Below are 18111 nucleotides of genomic sequence, written 5' to 3'. Positions count from 1 at the left end.
TTACAAAGCTATCTGTAAAACACTATTTTATTGTTAAAGTTCGTCAGTAACTATCATTTCTGTTAGCTACTTGCTTCGGTCTTGGCCGAGGCGCAAGGAGAATATTATCGCGACATCCCTACTGTGTCAAGAAGATTACGAGATTATTATGAACTTTCTTTTCAGGTAGAATACTCCCATGTCTGATCCTCGTCTTTCTCAACTCGCCCGTGTCTTGGTCTCCCACTCTGCTCGCCTACGCGCGGGCGAGCGCGTTCTTATTGAAACCTTCGATACGCCGGATACCTTCACCCAAGCACTTATCGAAGCAGTGGTTGCTGTTGGGGCGATTCCCTTTGTGGAGACCCGCTCGAACCGCGTGCTACGGGCGCTCTATACCCATGCCACATCAGAGCAGATGGAGGCGATCGGCAAGCATGAGCTAGAGCGTATGAAAACCATGGATGCCTACTTCGGCGTGCGGGGGTCTCTCAACAGCCTGGAGCTCAGTGATGTGCCCGCGGAGAAGATGGCTCTCTACCAGAACCTCTGGTGGCGCCCCGTAGCCGACCAGAGAGTGAATCATACCAAGTGGGCAGTGCTGCGCTACCCCACACCCGCCTTTGCGCAGGCAGCAGGAATGAGCACGGAGGCATTTGAGAAGTTCTACTTTGATGTCTGCACCCTAGACTACAATAAGATGCACCAGGCGATGCTCCCGCTCCAGAAGCGCATGGCCGCCGCTGACCAGGTGCGCCTGACGGGGGAGACGCTGGACCTGCGCTTCTCGATAAAGAATATTGGGGCGATCATGTGCTACGGTGAGCGCAATATTCCCGACGGTGAGTGCTTCACCGCTCCCGTACGAGACTCCGTTGAGGGCTATATTCAGTTCAACACCGCCTCACTCTACCAAGGTAGCCTCTTTGAGGGGATTCGCTTTGAGCTCACCGGTGGTAAGATCGTCACCGCAACCGCATCGAGCCCCGCACAGACCGAGCGCCTGAATCAGATTTTAGACAGCGATGAGGGAGCCCGCTACATTGGCGAGTTCTCCCTGGGCTTTAACCCCTATGTCCTGGAGCCCATGCGCGACACGCTCTTTGATGAGAAGATCGCGGGGAGCTTCCACTTTACGCCAGGTCAGGCCTACACCATCGCCGACAATGGGAACCGTAGCCAGGTGCACTGGGACTTGGTCTATATCCAGCGCCCGGAGTATGGCGGCGGTGAGCTCTACTTCGATGGCGAGCTGATCCGCAAAGATGGGCTCTTTGTCCCCGACGATCTCCAAGGCCTTAATCCGGAGAACCTCAAATGAGACGCACTGCCGAGCGGGATCGGCAGATCGTTCAGGAGATGTGGACACTTGCCAACAGCGAGCCTCTCTCCCTTGCCGCACTCCAGCCACATGGCCTGATCGACCGCGACCGCTACCGGCGCTACGTGGACGGCCTCACCCTCGAGCTCACCCTGGAGTCGGACCCTAAGACCGGGGTCTGGAGCTATGAGTTCGCCTTGATCCACCCTGAGGGTGACCGAGTCGACGAAGAGACGGTGGCGTACTGGCTCGACCAGTTCTTTGGTAAAGAGGCGCGCCATGCAGCAAAGCGTGGGTTTATGCTCACCACAGATGCTCGCTTTACGTTCCCATACAACCGCTCCTAGAAGAACCTTTGCTCGATTATTGTGGGAGGGTTGCCTTTGTTTCTTAACTTAGGTACACTACCTCCCGGAAATATTTCCAAAAAAAAGGTGAAACCCTGATAGTAATGTTGGGGTCTTAGAGGGTTGTTACGGCGGTTTAAAGGAACTCGAAAAACGGGCTGGTGGTGCTGGGAAGGCAACTGGGATACTACCCCAACACCCTCAGAGCTGTGATTTGGGTCCTCACTAAAGCTGACCGACAAAACTCGGAGGGAATTCAAAACATGAAGAAAGCGCTCCTCGCAACCGCGGCCCTGGCAATGTCCACCGCCCCGGTGCTGGCGCAGGACGGTCCGTTCAAGGACGTCCCGAACGACCACTGGGCCTACCAGGCCATCGACAAGCTCGCGCAGCTCAAGATCATCATCGGCGATCCAGACGGCCAGTTCCATGGCAAGCGCACCCTGACCCGCTACGAGATGGCAGTCATGCTTGCTCGTCTGCTGGACATCCTTGATCAGCGCTACGCGATGAAGAACCACACCCACGACTTCCCCAAGCCCACCGAAGTGGACACGTCTGGTTTCGCAACCAAGACGGCTCTTGAGGAAGGCCTTGCTGGTAAAGCTGACAAAGACCATGCCCACGCGAATCAGGGCGGTGGAACTGGCGGCGTCTCTAAGGCAGATCTTGAGCTGATCCGCAAGATGGTTGCGGAGTTCCAGACGGAGCTCACCACCCTCGGCGTGGATGTCGATGCGGTGAAGAAGCGTCTGAAGAGCCTGGAAGGGCGCGTCGATGCCCTTGAGGCAGAGTGGAAGAAGCGCCTTAAGATCACGGGTGGCTTCAACACCTATGTTCGTGGCAACTTCCGCGACGGCGATGCGGCGGCAGGCATTCCTGTCACCGGCTTCCGTGACAAGGACGGCTTTGTGGTTACCGGTGGTCCTGGCACCAGCGGTGGCATCCTGGCCGACACCCGTGCTCTGCACGACCTGGACCTGAACCTCAAGTCCACCCCCAACGACAACGTGACCTTCGAGGCCAACCTGACGGTCGGTAACTACCTGCCCTACCTTGGTGGTGGCGCGGGCCCTCGCTCCGATCGTGGTGGCGCAAAGGTCAACCAGGATCAGGCAACCACCCTTTGGTCTGCCCACCTGAGCACCGGAACCAGCCTGCCTGTCCTTGGTAGCACCGGTGTGACCGTTGGTCGTATCCCCACCAAGTTTGGGGACTACACCTTCAAGACACCTGATCAGGACTCCTACTTCACCAACCAGAAGACCGATGCCGGTACCATCCCCACCGACGGTCTGCGTGCGAACTTCCGCATTCAGGGCATCAACTTCACGACTCAGGCTGGTAAGGTCAACCCCGTTAACTACGGATTTGGCTCGGGCAACCTGACTCCTGGTGTGATGGCCGGTGCCTTCCGCGGTGGCTACGTGGGTGGTCTGACCCGCGCCAACACCATTGGTGTCTTCGGAACTGCAGGTCGCATTGGCGGCATGGCTGTCAACCAGTTCGCTGGTGGTACCGCCAATGTCAATGTCAACTTCCTGACCAAGTTCAATGTGAATGCAACCTACCTTAGCTTTGGTGGTGGTTCGCAGGCCGCAGCGGGTGCTGCGAACTTCGACACCGTCAATGTCTATGGTGCGGATCTCTCCACCCGCCTGCTGGGCCTGACGGTTGTTGGTAAGTACGCCAAGGCCGACACCCAGATCGGTAGCAAGAAGGTTACCACCAAGCAGAACGAGGCTCTTGATGTGAACGCGCAGATCGGTAAGGGCAACTTCATGCTCGCCGGTGGCTACCGCAACATCGGACCTTACTTCGGCGCTCCGGGTGCCTGGGCTCGTGTGGGCTCCTTCCAGAACCCCACCGACATCAAGGGTGCCTACGGTAAGGTTTCCTACAACCTCAGCAACCGCATCGAGCTGATGGCGTCCGCTCAGGACTACCAGGGTACGGGCAAGGCGACGGGTCTGGGCGGTCTTACCACCAATGACAAGATCCAGAACCTGGGCTACGGTCTGAAGTGGCAGGTCACCGGTCCTTCCTCGCTGGAAGTCTCCACCGAGGCCACCGACTACACCCGTGCGGGTGCAGCCACCAAGCCCCGTGAGATGTTCACGAACATTGGCTACCGGTTTGACTTCAACCCGGCGACCGCGTTCCGCCTTCTCTACCAGATCGCCGACTACAACGGCCGCTCCAACGCCGCGTTCAACGGCTCTGCAGCAGCAACCGACAACATCCAGAAGGGTGGAGTCGTGGCCGGGCAGTTCTCGGTTAAGTTCTAAGTAGGGTAATCCCACAGAGGGCCCCCGGCGAAAGCCGGGGGCCTTTTTCATGCTATAATAGCGTCAGTTTTTTAAGGAGTGTTTTCGATTGGATACCAGCGATTTCCGCAACGGCCTCTCTCTCATCTACGATAACGATATCTACACCATTGTGGATTTTCAGCATGTCAAGCCAGGTAAGGGTGGTGCCTTTGTGCGCTCGACCCTCAAGAACCTGCGTACGGGACGCACCCTCGACAAGACCTGGCGTGCCGGTGAGAAGATGGAGGCTGCCTACCTGGAGCGCAAGCCAATGCAGTACCTCTACGAGCAAGACGGTGAGTACTTCCTGATGGACATGGATACCTTTGAGCAGATCGGTGTCTCTGCCACGGTCATTGGCGCGCAGGCAAAGTACATGAAGGAGAACATGGAGGTTCAGGCCGTCTCGCATAAAGAGCAGATCCTTCAGGTCAATGTCCCGGATTTTATGGAGCTGGCGGTCATTGAGACCGATCCCGGTGTGCGTGGCGACACTGCTTCGGGTGGGTCTAAGCCTGCGACAGTGGAGGGGGGTGTGGTGGTACAGGTCCCCTTCTTTATCAATGTTGGCGACAAGCTCAAGATCGACACACGCACCGATAGCTACCTGGAGCGCGTGAAGTCCTGATCTAAGATTCTGGTAGAGACGGTAGCAAGGAGAGTTCCTCATGAGCAGAGAAGAGTCCGACGAGGGCGGCGTCTATATTCCCCCTGTTGTCTACGCCTTTATCAACCTGGCAATGACGATCGCATTTGTCGTCGCAGGGCTTGGGCTTGCCTACCTGCTCTACGGCGTCTTTGTGGGCTTGGGGGGCTTTGCAAGTTGGGATGTTGCCAAGCAAAACATCATGCTGGGCAATATCGCCTTGGCTGCTAAGGCAATGACAATCGGGCTGGGGGTTGGCGCGGTCTGTGTCGCGGTTCTCTTCTGGTTTGAGGAGCTCGCGGGCTATGTCCTGCTGATCGCCGCAGCGCTACTGGGGCTGGGGCTCCCCTTTCTCTTCCCCATGCTGGGTGGAGAGAAGGCGTCCATTGGTACTGCCAAGGCACTCGAAGCCTTTCCCTTTGCGGCGATGGCTCCGGGGGCGATTGGGTTTATCCTGGTAGTACGCGATATTATCGCCAAGTTCACCGGGGCAGTCCTGCGCCGCGGCGCCGAGACCGAGACCGCCGGGCTTCAGCTCGGGGCGGGGGCGAAGCGTGAGCAAAAGCCTCTGCGCACCTCACTCATTGGAAAGTGCTGGGAGGGCAACTACTGTCGCGACTGGGTCCGCCCCCACTGCCCTATCTACCAAAAGCGGGATGCCTGCTGGCGCCAGCGCCGCGGGTGCTACTGCGAGCAGGATATCGTCAATGCCGCCGCGGGCAAGAGCCAGCAGGGCGGCGTCCAGCTTGAGATGGCTCCCGCGTCGCAGTACAACTACGCCAACCCCTCGGCACCGGGGACCTCGGCAGCCGCGAAGGTCTTTCTCACCGATGCACAGAAGGCCGAGCGCTGCCGAAACTGCGTGATCTACAACGACCACCAGTCCGAGAAATACAAGATAATCATGCCCATCACCATCGTGGTGACCCTGGCACTGTGTGTGCTCTTTGCTCCTCTGATGCGCATGGGGATCTCCGCGAGCATGTCGGGGATTGAGCATCTTGCGGCTAAGCTCTCGTTTGCCAGTAGCCAGGAGAGCGGGCTGAAGCTCACCCGCCCCAGCGATCCCGTGCAGTGGGCGCTGGTGGGAGCGTTCTCCCTGATGATCATCTCCAAGGCGCTCCAGGTTGTCGAGTGGTGTATCTTCACGAAGAAAATTTAGACCATTATCATGAATCACGAACAGATCGAAGGCTTTGCAGCGCTCTTTGGAGCGGTTCCAAAGCTCACCGAGATCGAGGTCCGTCACGAGGGCGCGACCCTGCGGATGCGGCGCAACCCGCCGGCCCTTACTGTCGCTCCTGCGGCGGTCGCCAGCACTAGCGAGGGAGGCACCGCTCTCTCCCAGGCTCCCAAGCCGAGCTTTGTGACTGCCGAGCACGTGGGAGTCTTTCACCTTGCCCGTGTCGCTGTTGGGGAGAAGGTCAAGGCCGGGCAGCCCCTCGGGCAGATCGACACGATGCATCTTCTCAGCGACTGCAAGGCCCCGATTGCGGGGACAATCGCAGCGCTTCTTGTCGAGGAGGGCCAGCCCGTGGAGTACGGCCAGGCCCTGATCGAGCTCACCCCGGAGGCTAGCTAGATGAGACGACGCGCGTTTTCGCTGGTTGAGATCCTGGTGGTGATTGTCATCATCGGCATCCTCGCCGCCATCGTGATCCCCCGCCTGACCGGGGGCGGGAAAGATGCCTCGGGCAAGCCGACTCTTGCCCCCAAACAGCGGGCACAGCAGGTGGGGACCATTAGCTATGTCTCCCAGATCCAGCAGGCCATCACGATGTACAAGATGGACAACGAGGAGCGCCTGCCCGCCAACCTCCAGGAGCTCAAGCGCTACGGGGTCACCGACGAGATGCTGATCGACTCGGTGAGCAAGCAGCCGCTCCAGTACAACCCTCAGACGGGCGAAGTGACCAGCCCCACCGCGCTTCCGGGCCGCGTGGGCAACGCCCTTAACCTTCCTAACTCCGTACAAGGACAGTAATGTTCACAAAGATTCTCATTGCCAACCGTGGCGAAATCGCGGTTCGGATTATTCGTGCCTGCCAGGAAATGGGCATCAAGACCGTCCAGATCCACTCCGACGCCGACCGTGACTCGCTCCCGGTGCGCCTCGCCGATGAAACGGTCTGTGTGGGCCCCGGCCCGTCCAAGGACTCGTATCTCAATATCCCCCATATCATCGCTGCCGCCCTCAACACCGGCGCACAGGCCATCCATCCCGGCTATGGCTTCCTCTCCGAGGTCGCCAGCTTTGCCGAGATCTGCGAGCAGTGCGGCATCAAGTTTATCGGCCCCCCGATCACTGCGATTGAGAAGATGGGCGACAAGGCCACGGCGCGAGCCACGGCGCAGGCGGCGGGAGTTCCCACCGTCCCCGGCTCCGAGGGTATCCTGGAGAGTGAGGCCGATGCGCTCAAGCTCGCCTTGCAGATCGGCTACCCGGTCATCATGAAGGCGACCGCCGGCGGCGGTGGGCGCGGAATTCGCATTGTCGAGGACGAAGACGACCTGCTCAAGCAATTCAAAGTCGCCCAGGCCGAGGCCGAGGCTGCCTTTGGCAATGGCGGGCTCTACCTGGAGAAGTACATCCGCGAGATGCGCCATATCGAGGTGCAGGTTCTCTTCGATGAGCACGGCAACGGCATCCACCTCGGGGAGCGCGAGTGCTCCGTCCAGACCGTCCGCCACCAGAAAGTGGTCGAAGAGGCACCGTCCCCCACCCTCACCTACGAGCAGCGCATGGCGATCGGGGCGGCGGCGGTGAAGGCGGGGGCGGCGGCGGGCTATGCCAACGCGGGCACCGTGGAGTTTATCTACACCCCGAGCGGTGAGTTCTACTTCATGGAGATGAACACCCGCATCCAGGTCGAGCACCCCGTCACGGAGTTTGTCACGGGGGTAGATCTGATCCAGTGGCAGATTCGGATCGCCGCGGGCGAGCCGCTCTCGCTCAAGCAAGAGGACATTGAATGGAAGGGGCACTCCATTGAGTGCCGTGTCACCGCGCAAGACCCCGCCAAGAACTTCGCGCCGTCGGCGGGCAAGATGGGCGAGGTGCTCCTGCCCGGTGGCCTCGGGGTCCGCGTGGACACCCAGATCTACTCCAACTACACCGTCCCGCCCTACTACGACAGCAACCTCGCCAAGGTGATTGTCTGGGGCGTGGACCGCGATGAGGCCATCCGTCGCATGGAGCGCTGCCTCAGCGAGACACGCATTGAAGGGCTGCCGACCAATATCAGCTTCCTCAAGCAGATCCTCGCCGACGAGCGCTACCGCACCAACGATGTCTCTACCAAGTTCCTCCCCAAACTGATGGAGGAGCTCGGACTGTGATCGTCGGCGCGCGTGCCAGTGGGCGGGTAAACCAGCCCGCTGGTGCGGCAAGACCCATAAATGGGCCTACCCGGTCACGGATACCAGATGCGATTCGAGGGGGCTTTAGCCTCCTTGCCGCAACAGCGGGCCCATTTATGCGCCCGTCCGATATCCGCCACCCGTCCATTTGGCGTGTGACCGGCGCATGACCTACAAGATCAACCATGTCGCGGTGGGGATTCTCCGCCAGGGCGAGAGTATCGTGCTGATCCAGCAGGAGTTTACGACCCGCCCGCCGCTCTGGCTCCTGCCCGGCGGGATGGTCGAGCCGGGGGAGCTGTTTCAGGAGGCGCTGGTCCGGGAGATCGCCGAGGAGACAGGGGCGTCTGTCGAGAAAGTCGGGCGGCTGGCCTACGCCATGCAGATTGATCACCCTGACCGGCGAGAGCAGACCATAGCCCATATCTTTGAGGTGGAGAACTGGACGGGTGAGCTCAAGAGCGCCGATCCCGACAACGAGATTCTGCAAGTAGCGCTGGTGCCGCTCGCGGAAGCTCCTGCGCTTCTAGCTGAGATTCACTGGATCGCCGTCCGTGAGCCCCTTCTCACCTATCTTCGTGGCGAGTGCCCACTGGGGACACTCTGGTTCTACAGAGAGCTCGACGGCGTGCAGGTTCTTTTGAATCGTCTCCCTGGAGAAGCCTCAGTATGACAATCACCGAACTCTGGGAGCGGATCGAGCGCGAGTTGGAAACGCAGTTTCCACAGGTCTTTGCGAGCCTTAACCCGGGGGCGACAGACGAGGAAATTATTGCCGTAGAGAGGGTTCTCGGCATGAATTTCCTGGATGATTTTCGTGAGTCTCTAAAACGGCACAACGGGCAAAATGACGAGATTACTTTAGTTGGACGAGGTGCCCTGCTCCCTGTCAATGAGATTTTGACGCAGTGGCGTAGTGCCCAAGAGAGCTACCAAGACTGGGGTTATGCGTCCGACCATAAGTGTATCAGCGACCCAGGCGTTCGCTCTGCTTGGTGGCACTCACGTTGGATTCCTTTCACCATGGATTGTGTTGGTGACTATGACTGCTTTGACTATGCTCCAGCCACAGGAGGAAGATTTGGTCAGGTTATCGAGTACTGGCATGATATGGAAAAACGCCCCGTTCGTGCCACCGATTTTAAGGAATGCCTGTCCGCTCTGGCAGAGTCGCTAGAGCAAAAGAATATTATTTGGACAGGTCATAGCGGCCCCGAAGAACGCTGGTTCTGGCGTACGTTCGGTAAGCTCAATACCTGGGAGCTCTACGACCTGATGCGGCTTCGCCAAGAGGTCTTTGTGGTGGAGCAGGACTGTGTCTATCTGGATGCGGATGGCTACGACCAGAAGGCGCGGCACTTGCTGGGGCGCGCTGGTGACGGGCAACTCGTGGCGTGTCTGCGGCTCTTTGCGCCGGGAGTGAAGTATGCAGAGGCGAGCATTGGGCGGGTCTGTACGGCGGCTTCGGTGCGGGGGACGGGGCTCGGGCAGGAGCTGATGCGGCGGGGGATCGCGGAGGCGGAGCGGCTCTGGCCGGAGACGGGGATTCGTATCTCGGCGCAGGCGTATCTGCTCCATTTTTACGGCAAGCTCGGCTTCGTGGCGGTCTCAGAAACCTACGACGAGGACGGGATTCCTCATGTGGAGATGGTGCGACCTGGTAAAAATACGGGTGCGGTACAATAGGCACTGTGTCTGCGCCTCTTCCCTTCCGCTCGCCTGCCTACCGAGAGCTCATCCTTGGGCTGATCGGGCGGGACGTCAAGACGCGCTACAAACAGTCCGTTCTGGGCTACGCCTGGGCGATGCTCTACCCGCTGGCGACCGCGCTGATCTTTAGCATTGTCGGGCAGATCATCATGCGCTCCAACACCGGTGGGCTCCCCTACCCGGTCTTTGCCTATTTTGGGGTGCTCTACTGGAACTTGTTTTCGTCGGCCCTCACCGCCGCCACCGAGAGTTTGGTGAGCCACCTGAATCTCATTACCAAGGTTTACTTCCCCCGCGAGGTCTTTCCTGTGGCGGCGGTGCTCTCCAAAGTCGTAGATTTTGGGTTTGGGCTGGTGGGGCTGATCCCGTTATTACTACTATTTCATGTGCGTCCAGGGCCTTGGATCCTACTGAGCATCCCCATAGCAGGCATAATAGTGTTATTAGCGATTGGTTGGGGAATGTTGCTGGCCTGTGCGAACCTCTATTTTCGCGACATCAGGCACCTGGTGGGGATAGTCTTGAGCCTTTGGGGATTTCTGGTTCCCAATATCTACCCGCTTCATCAGGTACCGCGCCAGTGGCAGGGCGTCTACCTGCTGAATCCGATCGCGGCGCTTATCGAAGCGGGTCGTCGGCTGGCCTTCCCCCAGACCGGCTGGCTACGTGCAATCGATCCGGCTCAGGGAAACCTGGGCTCGCTGTGGCCCTATGTGGGCACCGCGCTGGCAACAGCGCTGGTCTATCTCGTGGTGGGGTTTGTTGTGTTCAAGCGCAACGAACCCCGTTTTGCAGAGTACATCTAATATCTTGAGGAGCTTAAACATTTGAGCAAGCGTGCACTAATCACCGGCATCACGGGCCAGGATGGGTCCTACCTAACCGAGCTACTACTGTCCAAGGGCTACGAGGTCTTCGGCGTCGTCCGGCGCTCCAGCACCGAGAGCTACGAGCGTATCGAGCACCTGCGCGACCGCATCCAGCTGATCCAGGCGGACCTGCTGGACCAGTACTCCCTGATCAAGGCGCTTGAGACCGCCCAGCCCGATGAGGTCTACAACCTCGCGGCGCAGAGCTTTGTCCCGACTTCTTGGTCCCAAGCCGTCCTGACCGGCGAGTTTACCGCGCTGGGTGTGACTAAGGTTCTAGAGGCCGTGCGTGCGGTCGATCCCAAGATCCGCTTCTACCAGGCGAGCTCGTCGGAGATGTACGGGAAGGTCCTGGAGGTTCCCCAGCGTGAGGAGACGCCGTTCTATCCCCGCAGCCCCTACGGTGTCGCCAAGGTCTACGGGCACTTCATCACGGTCAACTACCGCGAGAGCTACAATCTCTTTGCCGTGAGCGGGATTCTCTTCAACCACGAGTCGCCGCGCCGTGGGCTGGAGTTTGTAACCCGCAAGGTGACCGATGGGGTCGCCAAGATCAAGCTCGGGCTGGCCAATGAGCTGCGCATGGGCAACCTGGATGCCAAGCGCGACTGGGGCTTTGCCGGCGACTATGTCGAGGCGATGTGGCTGATGCTCCAGCAGGACGCGCCGGATGACTACGTGGTCGCTACCGGGGAGACCCACACCGTTCAGGAGCTGGTCGAGGTCGCCTTTGAGCGTGCCGGGCTGGACTGGCAGAAGTATGTCGTGATCGACCCGCGCTTCATCCGCCCTGCGGAGGTGGACCTGCTGATCGGGGACCCGGCCAAGGCCAAGGCCAAGCTGGGCTGGACCCCTAAGACCAGCTTCAAGGAGCTGGTGCACATGATGGTAGACTCCGATCTGGCCCGTCTGGAAGCCCGGAAGTAGGGTACTCCCGTTGTGACCGCCCCCGTTGGAGGGGGGCGTCTATCTGTCGTCGCAGGCTCCGACACGAAGGCCTTCGGCCATGGGCGCGAAGCGCCCTTTGTGTCCGAGGTACGAGGACAGCGAGACGCCCCCCTCCAACGGGGGCGAGACGCCCCGCTCTAACCGGGGCGGTCAAAATTAAAAACCATGCGTATTCTCATTACCGGTGCAACCGGGTTTGTCGGGGGGTATCTGGCGGCGGAGCTGGCGGCACACTACCCGCAGGCACAGCTCTTTGGCACGACCTACGGGCAGACCTCCGGGGCGCTGCTCCCGGACAACATGCCGCTCTTGGAGGCCGACCTGCGCGAACCTGCCAAGATTCGCCAGGCGCTAGAGCAAAGCGATCCCGATTTCATCTTTCATCTGGCGGGCTTTGCGTCGGGGGCGGGCACGGATGCGGCGGTGATTCGTGCCGCCAATGTCGATGCCACCAAGCTACTGGTCGAGGCCGTGGCGGAGCGGGGCAAGCCCTGCCGCCTGCACCTCGCCAGCACGGGCTATGTCTACGGCACCACAGAGCCTGGCAAGCCCGCCCGCGAGGACGACACGCTCCGCCCAGAGGGTCCGTATGCCCAGTCCAAGGCCGAGATGGAGACCGAGATCGCGCCGCTTGCCTCGGGGAGCCTCTCCATCACGGTGACCCGTGCCTTCAACCACACCGGGCCGCGCCAGACCCCCGTGTTTGTCGCCCCCGGCTTTGCGCGGCAGCTCGCGCGGATCGAGCGTGGGCTGGATACGCCCGTAGTGCGTGTCGGCAACCTAGAGGCCAAGCGGGACTTCCTCGATGTGCGCGATGTTGTCCGGGCCTATCGTCTCCTGCTCTGTGAGCTAGAGCCCGCCCCGTGGCGCGTTGTCAATGTGGCCAGCGGAGACGCGGTCGCGATCCAGACGATTTTGGACACGCTGCTTGGCTTTGCAAAAGTCGATGTCTCCGTTGAGCTCGATCCCGCGCGCCTGCGGCCGTCGGACATGCCCCAGTGCATTGGCTCGTCGGCGCTGCTTTCTTCGCTCACGGGCTGGAGAACGACCCACTCCCTTACCGATACTCTGTTGGAGACCCTCACATGGTGGCGCTCCACAGGAGTCGATATCTGGTGACCGAGACAAAGCCGCTGATTCTGGTTCGCCCGCCTCAAGGGCTGGCGGCACTAAACCTTCACGAACTAACCCAGTACGGAGAGCTGGTACGCACCTTTGCGCAGCGGGAGATCCTCCTGCGCTACCGCCAGACCGCCCTCGGGGTGATCTGGGTCGTGCTCCAGCCGCTCCTTACCGCCGGAATCGCGAGCTTTGTCTTTGGAAAGGTGGCAGGCTTCGCCCAGGGGGACCCCGCGTTCTTTCTGCGTGCCTTCTCCGGGCAGATCGCCTGGACGGTCTTTGGGCTCTCGATCTTTAAGATCAGCACCTGCCTGGTCGGCAATAGTGCGATGCTCTCCAAGGTGTTCTTCCCCCGCCTGACCCTCCCGGTTGCCTCGACTGTCGCGGCGCAGGTGGATACGCTGGTGGCGCTGGGGGCGTTCCTGCTGCTGATGCCGTTTTTCCACGTGATGCCGACCCTGGCGATTCTCACGCTGCCGCTCTGGTTTGCCGCACTTGCCACGATGGCGCTGGGGGTCGGGATGATGATGGCGGCCCTGATGGTCTCCTACCGCGATGTGCAGTTTGTCCTCCCGGTCTGGCTGAACTCCCTGATGGTCTTCTCCCCGGTGCAGTGGCCGCTGGCGAAGATGGCGGGAAAGCTCGGGGCACTAGGCGCGCTCTACCTGCTCTTCAACCCCGCCGCCATCCTGATCGAGGGCTTTCGCTGGTCGCTGATGGGCGGGAGCCTGGGGATCGCGGCGTGGCAGGTGGGCTACGCGGCGGTCTCCAGTGTGGTGATCCTCCTGGGCGGCCTGCTGATCTTCCGCATGCAGGAGCGGAGGTTCGCCGATGTCATCTAGCACCCGCATGCTCCGGGTCGAGAACCTGGGAAAGCTTTACCGAATCGCCCCCCGCGGGACTCGTCCTGGCACCCTGACCGAGAACTTGCTATCGGCGCTCCGTGGCAAGCAGCCCCCCAAAGAGGACTTCTGGGCGGTGCGTAACCTGAGCTTCGATGTCCATCAAGGCGAGGTGGTCGGGCTGATCGGGCACAATGGGGCGGGCAAGTCCACGCTGCTGAAGCTGCTCTCGCGCATCACGGAGCCCACTGAGGGGGAGATCGCGCTCTATGGACGAGTCGGGAGCCTTCTGGAAGTAGGGACGGGCTTTCACCCGGAGCTGACGGGCCGGGAGAATGTCTTTATGAACGGCGCGATCCTAGGGATGAGCCGCAAGGAGATCGAGAGCCGCTTCGACGAGATCATCGACTTTGCCGGCCCACGGGTCGCGCTGCACCTAGACTCCCCCGTCAAGCGGTACTCGTCGGGGATGACCATGCGCCTGGGCTTCGCGGTGGCGGCGAACCTGAACCCGGAGATTCTGATTGTCGATGAAGTCTTAGCCGTGGGCGATGCGGAGTTTCAGAAGAAGTGCCTGGGCAAGATGCAGGAGGTGGCGGGCAGTGGGCGAACCGTGTTCTTTGTGAGCCATAACCTCGCCGCGGTCACCGCGCTCTGCAACCGTGCCCTGCTCCTGCACGGCGGGCAGCTCCACGAAGACGGCCCCGTGGCCCGGGTGGCGGCGACCTACCAGCTCATGACCCGCTCCGGTGCGGACCTCGGCGGCGACCTGACCCATGCCCAGCGCTCGGGCAGTGGTGCGGGGCGCTTTCTCTCGCTCGGGGTCCAACCCTTCGCCCCCGATGGCACGCCCCAGCCCCTGGTCTACAACGGCCATGCGGTGCAGTTTGAGCTGACGGTCCAGGCCGAGCAGGTCCTCACCGATGCCGCGGTCACCCTCTGGATCGCCGACTCCAATACCTACCGCCTGATCGATTGCTCATCGGCGCTGCACGGTAAGCTGGTCCGCCTAGAGCCCGGTGAGACCGCCCGTGTCCGCTTCACCCTCGGTGAGCTGCTCCTCAAGCCGGGCCTCTACACGCTCGGGGTCTCCCTGGGCCGCCCGGAGATCGAGGACTTCGATACCATCGAGCACGCCGGCACCCTGGAGGTGGCCGTGGACCCCGATGCCGCGCAGGCAACCCTCACCCTCCCCGGCGCCTACACCTGCCGCTACAAGACCGAGCTAATCCCCGGCAGCGACGTTCTTCTCAGCCCTCCCGCGGATGCGTCGGGGCTCCAAGCCGCGTAGCCGTTGCCTGCCGTGAAGGCTTCGTGTGATTGCCCTCGACGGTAAACCTTGACGGAAATCGTCAGGCTATGGGGCGTCGTGCCTCCGCCGCCTCGCTCCGCTCGGAACAAACGCGTACCGACGAGGCACGAGGAGGCGGCCGAAGGCCCCATAGCCGGACGTTCACCGTCCTGGCTTCCCGTCTAGGCTTCCACGCCACAATCTCTGGTACAATCCCCCCCATGAATATCGATCAGATTCGTGCGGGGATGCCCGCGCTCACGGAGATCCTTCAGGTCAACTCGGGGACCAAGGGTATCTGCGCGGCCCCCGTGGTGGAGGCGCTGCTGGAGAACACCCGGCGGGTGGAGGTGGGCGGCTACCTGGGGTACTGCGAGATTCAGCAGAAGGCAGCGACCGCGCGGGCACGGCTGGCGGGGGTCTTCGGCTGCGACGATAGCGAGCTGGCGTTTACGGGAAATGCGACGGTCAGTCTCAATGTTGCCCTCGCCCTGCCCTGGGAGCACTGGGGGGCAGGCGGCCCGGTCGATGTCCTCATCTCCGACCACGAGTACCCCACCACCAACATGGTCTTTGGCTACCTGGAGAAGATCGGCAAGGCGCGGCTGATCCGCTTTGTCCTCTCCGAAGATTTTGAGACCATGCAGGAGTCGCTGGAGGCGCAGGTCACGGCAGGTACCAAGCTCCTGGTGGGCTCGCATGTCTGCTGCAACACCGGCCTCCGCACCGATGCCAAGGCCCTCTCGGACTGGGCGCGGGCGCGGGGGATCGTGAGCTACATCGACGGTGCCCAAGCCGCGGGGCAGTTCCCCATCAACCTCCACGCGCTCGGCTGCGATCTCTACATCACCAATGGGCACAAGTGGCTCTTTGGCCCCAATGGGGTCGGGCTGCTCTATGTGCGGGCGGGCTTTGAGGACGAGCTCACCCCGACGATGGTCGGGATGGGGACGATGGACTTTAGCAACCACGGCTCCTGGGCACCCGGTGCGCAGCGCTTCGACCTCGCCGCCACCCGCCCCGCGCAGGTGCTCGCCACCATGCACGCCGCCCTCGACTGGCTAGAGGGGCTCGGCTTTGAGAACCTCTGGGCACGCCAAAAAGCGCTCACCGACCATGTCAAGGGCCGCATCTTAGAGATGCCCGAGCGCTTCACCCTGCTCACGCCGCTGGAGTTTGAGAAGTCGTCAGCGCTGACCAGTATCCAGATTGCGGGCAAGACCGGCGAGCAGATCGGGGCGTTTGCGGGCAAGATGCTCGAGGAGAAGCGTGCTTTTCTGCGCCCCGTGCCCGAGTTCGACGCCCTACGCCTCTCGATGGCCTACTACAACACCGAGGAAGACTTCGAGCGCGCCTTTGCGATGCTCGCCGAGCTGTAGGCCAGGAGCGCCAGCCCCGACAGGGCCAGCCCCAGCTTGAGCGAGCCTGGCACGGTCGTGCTGGGCGGCGGGGCGTCCGTGCCAGCGGGGTTGTGGTAGATCACTAGGTCGGGGCCGGAGTAGACCACCTCAAACGCGGGCACGAGTGGGCGGTCGGGGGAGGCGACAATGTACTTGGCCCCCAGCGCCACCGCCGCCTCAACCGTCTTGATGAAGACAATATTGCCGTTCTGCTGTGGGCACGGGTTGTCCCCGCTGGTGGCAGCTTGGATCCGGTCCTTGGCGGTCTTGTAGAACAGCGAGTCGTAGCCCGCCAGGTCGTGCAGGCCGTAGACCGTCAGGGAGTTGGGGGGCAGCACGGCGTTGAGGGGCGGCTCGATCCCATTGCTCCACTGGTCGTTGAGCGGCGCGATAAGGGCGTCCTTGGCGTGGCTCTGGAGCCAGGCGATCCCCGGAGTCACGGGATAGACCGCCTTCGCCGGGAGGGTCGTGTTGTAGCCCCAGCCCCAGGAGAGCAGGTCCAGCGCGGCAAGTCCCACAGCAACGGGACGCACAAGTGGCTGTTTTGGCCCCAGCAAGAGCACCGCCGCCCCCAGCACCAGCCAGACCACCGCGAGCATCAGCCCCGGCAAGCCCATAGCCAAGACATCGGCCCAGGTGATGTTTGTGGTCTTTGGTAGAGAGCTCACATGGTTCATGGCCAGCGCCAGCCCGATTGCCAGGGAGAACACCACTCCAACCAAGACCCCTAGCCGAAGCCGCACCGATGCCTTGGGGAGCGCATCGAGCCCAAAGCCCGCCAGCAGCGCGAGGGCAAAGGCGGAGATCACGAGGATACGTCCGGGGTTGTCGGTCTGGGCCCAGCCAGGAACGAGAAAGAAGAACGGTAGATTTGCCCAGGTCCCAAAGGCCATGAGCAGCGTGTAGAGCGCCAGCCCCGCAAAGAACCGTGCCTTCGGAGCCGCCATCGCCCCTAGCAGCGCCAGCAGCAACGGCACCACACCGATATAGTTGGCCCACTCCGCGTAGTTATTGGGGGCGATTCCACCGTCGGGGAAGCGATTCGCGTTCCAGTACACGCCACTCCCCTGCGTCGGGTTCCCAAAAAAGTTCGGGGCCGTGAAGGTCAGCAGGCTCTGCGGCGGGAGCCCGAGCGCACTCTTGGTGCGGAAGAGTTCCAGGTCAGGACGGCCGGTAGCGGCGCGGTGGGACTGCTTCGAGAGCTCCAGCGACGGCAGCACCTGCGGGGCGGCGAGGCAGAGCGCCAGTGCCCCCGCCACCGCGATCCCTCCCCACGCCTTGGCGCTACGCCCGTACAGGACAATGGCGTAGGCTCCGGCGCTCAGGAGGACAAAGAGCGCCACCTGAAGATGCCCCGAGAGGAGAACCAGCCCACCGAGCAACCCCGCTGAGAGGGCCGAGCGCCGGTGGATCGCCAGCAAGAGCCAGGGCAGCCACGCGGCGGCACAGAGAAAGGTGGGAAGCGAGAGCCAGCAGATCACGGGGGCGGAGAGGGAGAACGTCGTGCAGGCGAGCAGCGCTCCCGTCCGCGAGACCCCGAGTGCCCGCGCCAGCCGGTAGATTCCCGCAGCGGCAAGGAGAAGATGTAGCGCCGCGGAGAGCCCAAAGCCATACCAGAGATTGGTCTCGCCAAGTAGAGTAAAGATCAGATTGGGCGGATAGAGTGGCGCGGACTGGGAGTTTGCTAGGAGCGGCGTGCCCCCCTCAGACGAGAACGCGTAGGGATTGGTGAGCGGGAGCTGCCCTTGGCGCCAAGAGCGTGCCACCTGCAAGCGCCACGGATAGAACTGCGTGATCCCGTCGAAGCGCAGGACATTCCAGGCAACGGGAGGACGTTGTGTCCCCTTCCAGGGCGCGAGGTGGGTCAGCTGGTCCGCGGGAAGGAACGCCTCCCCAAGAAAGAGAGGGCGGTGGAACAGAAGTAGCGTGAGGAAGAGGAGAAACGCCGCTACCAGACCACGTGCTCTCAC

At 61.6% G+C, this 18111-nt stretch carries 17 protein-coding genes; 16 read left to right on the top strand and 1 reads right to left on the bottom strand.

The window, feature by feature from the left end; genetic code table 11:
* Nucleotides 1-178: 178 nt before the first annotated feature.
* The 16 genes from HNQ39_RS19375 to HNQ39_RS19300 all read left to right on the top strand — a co-directional run bounded on the left by HNQ39_RS19375 (nt 179) and on the right by HNQ39_RS19300 (nt 16120).
* Nucleotides 179-1300: an aminopeptidase gene (locus HNQ39_RS19375; protein WP_184200380.1), complete on the top strand. Its 1122-nt coding sequence runs from the start codon at nt 179-181 to the stop codon at nt 1298-1300.
* Nucleotides 1297-1647 carry a hypothetical protein gene (locus tag HNQ39_RS19370; RefSeq protein ID WP_184200377.1) on the top strand — a complete coding sequence of 117 codons (351 nt, stop codon included), beginning with the start codon at nt 1297-1299 and terminating at the stop codon, nt 1645-1647. Before HNQ39_RS19375 ends, HNQ39_RS19370 begins: the two co-directional genes overlap by 4 nt.
* A 263-nt stretch (nt 1648-1910) precedes the next feature.
* Entirely contained in the window at nt 1911-3935 is a 2025-nt protein-coding gene (locus tag HNQ39_RS19365) for an S-layer homology domain-containing protein (protein ID WP_184200374.1), read from the top strand.
* Between the two features lie 88 nt (nt 3936-4023).
* Nucleotides 4024-4584 carry an elongation factor P gene (efp, locus tag HNQ39_RS19360; protein ID WP_184200370.1) on the top strand — a complete coding sequence of 187 codons (561 nt, stop codon included), beginning with the start codon at nt 4024-4026 and terminating at the stop codon, nt 4582-4584.
* Nucleotides 4585-4624: 40 nt separating this feature from the next.
* Nucleotides 4625-5764 (top strand): hypothetical protein, encoded by a 1140-nt coding sequence (locus HNQ39_RS19355; RefSeq protein WP_184200367.1) that lies wholly within the window; start codon nt 4625-4627, stop codon nt 5762-5764.
* Between the two features lie 9 nt (nt 5765-5773).
* The gene (locus tag HNQ39_RS19350) at nt 5774-6184 is read left to right on the top strand and encodes an acetyl-CoA carboxylase biotin carboxyl carrier protein (RefSeq protein ID WP_184200364.1); all 411 of its coding nucleotides are present in this window, start codon (nt 5774-5776) and stop codon (nt 6182-6184) included.
* Nucleotides 6185-6586, top strand: coding sequence for a prepilin-type N-terminal cleavage/methylation domain-containing protein (locus tag HNQ39_RS19345; protein ID WP_184200362.1), 402 nt, complete (start codon nt 6185-6187; stop codon nt 6584-6586).
* Nucleotides 6586-7941: an acetyl-CoA carboxylase biotin carboxylase subunit gene (gene accC / locus HNQ39_RS19340; RefSeq protein ID WP_184200359.1), complete on the top strand. Its 1356-nt coding sequence runs from the start codon at nt 6586-6588 to the stop codon at nt 7939-7941. The genes HNQ39_RS19345 and accC overlap by 1 nt, the downstream gene beginning before the upstream one ends.
* A 187-nt stretch (nt 7942-8128) precedes the next feature.
* Nucleotides 8129-8635 (top strand): NUDIX hydrolase, encoded by a 507-nt coding sequence (locus HNQ39_RS19335; protein ID WP_184200356.1) that lies wholly within the window; start codon nt 8129-8131, stop codon nt 8633-8635.
* Nucleotides 8632-9648: a GNAT family N-acetyltransferase gene (locus tag HNQ39_RS30325; protein WP_221290124.1), complete on the top strand. Its 1017-nt coding sequence runs from the start codon at nt 8632-8634 to the stop codon at nt 9646-9648. The genes HNQ39_RS19335 and HNQ39_RS30325 overlap by 4 nt, the downstream gene beginning before the upstream one ends.
* A gap of 5 nt (nt 9649-9653) precedes the next feature.
* A complete protein-coding gene (locus HNQ39_RS19325) occupies nt 9654-10478 on the top strand; it encodes an ABC transporter permease (protein ID WP_184200353.1) in 825 nt (274 codons plus the stop codon).
* Nucleotides 10479-10499: 21 nt separating this feature from the next.
* The gene (gene gmd / locus HNQ39_RS19320; RefSeq protein WP_184200349.1) at nt 10500-11468 is read left to right on the top strand and encodes a GDP-mannose 4,6-dehydratase; all 969 of its coding nucleotides are present in this window, start codon (nt 10500-10502) and stop codon (nt 11466-11468) included.
* 186 nt (nt 11469-11654) lie between these two features.
* Nucleotides 11655-12608 (top strand): GDP-mannose 4,6-dehydratase, encoded by a 954-nt coding sequence (locus HNQ39_RS19315; protein ID WP_184200346.1) that lies wholly within the window; start codon nt 11655-11657, stop codon nt 12606-12608.
* Nucleotides 12605-13450: an ABC transporter permease gene (locus tag HNQ39_RS19310; RefSeq protein ID WP_184200343.1), complete on the top strand. Its 846-nt coding sequence runs from the start codon at nt 12605-12607 to the stop codon at nt 13448-13450. Before HNQ39_RS19315 ends, HNQ39_RS19310 begins: the two co-directional genes overlap by 4 nt.
* Nucleotides 13440-14741 (top strand): ABC transporter ATP-binding protein, encoded by a 1302-nt coding sequence (locus HNQ39_RS19305; RefSeq protein ID WP_221290121.1) that lies wholly within the window; start codon nt 13440-13442, stop codon nt 14739-14741. The genes HNQ39_RS19310 and HNQ39_RS19305 overlap by 11 nt, the downstream gene beginning before the upstream one ends.
* Before the next feature lie 221 nt (nt 14742-14962).
* Entirely contained in the window at nt 14963-16120 is a 1158-nt protein-coding gene (locus HNQ39_RS19300; protein ID WP_184200340.1) for an aminotransferase class V-fold PLP-dependent enzyme, read from the top strand.
* Here the strand turns inward: HNQ39_RS19300 and HNQ39_RS19295 are convergent.
* The gene (locus HNQ39_RS19295; protein WP_184200337.1) at nt 16066-18111 is read right to left on the bottom strand and encodes a hypothetical protein; all 2046 of its coding nucleotides are present in this window, start codon (nt 18109-18111) and stop codon (nt 16066-16068) included. The two genes, HNQ39_RS19300 and HNQ39_RS19295, sit on opposite strands and share 55 nt — an antisense overlap.

Source organism: Armatimonas rosea (genome assembly GCF_014202505.1).
In the GTDB taxonomy this organism is placed as follows: domain Bacteria; phylum Armatimonadota; class Armatimonadia; order Armatimonadales; family Armatimonadaceae; genus Armatimonas; species Armatimonas rosea.
Note: the sequence above shows the minus strand (reverse complement) of the source record. Positions and strands in the feature narration are given on the sequence as shown.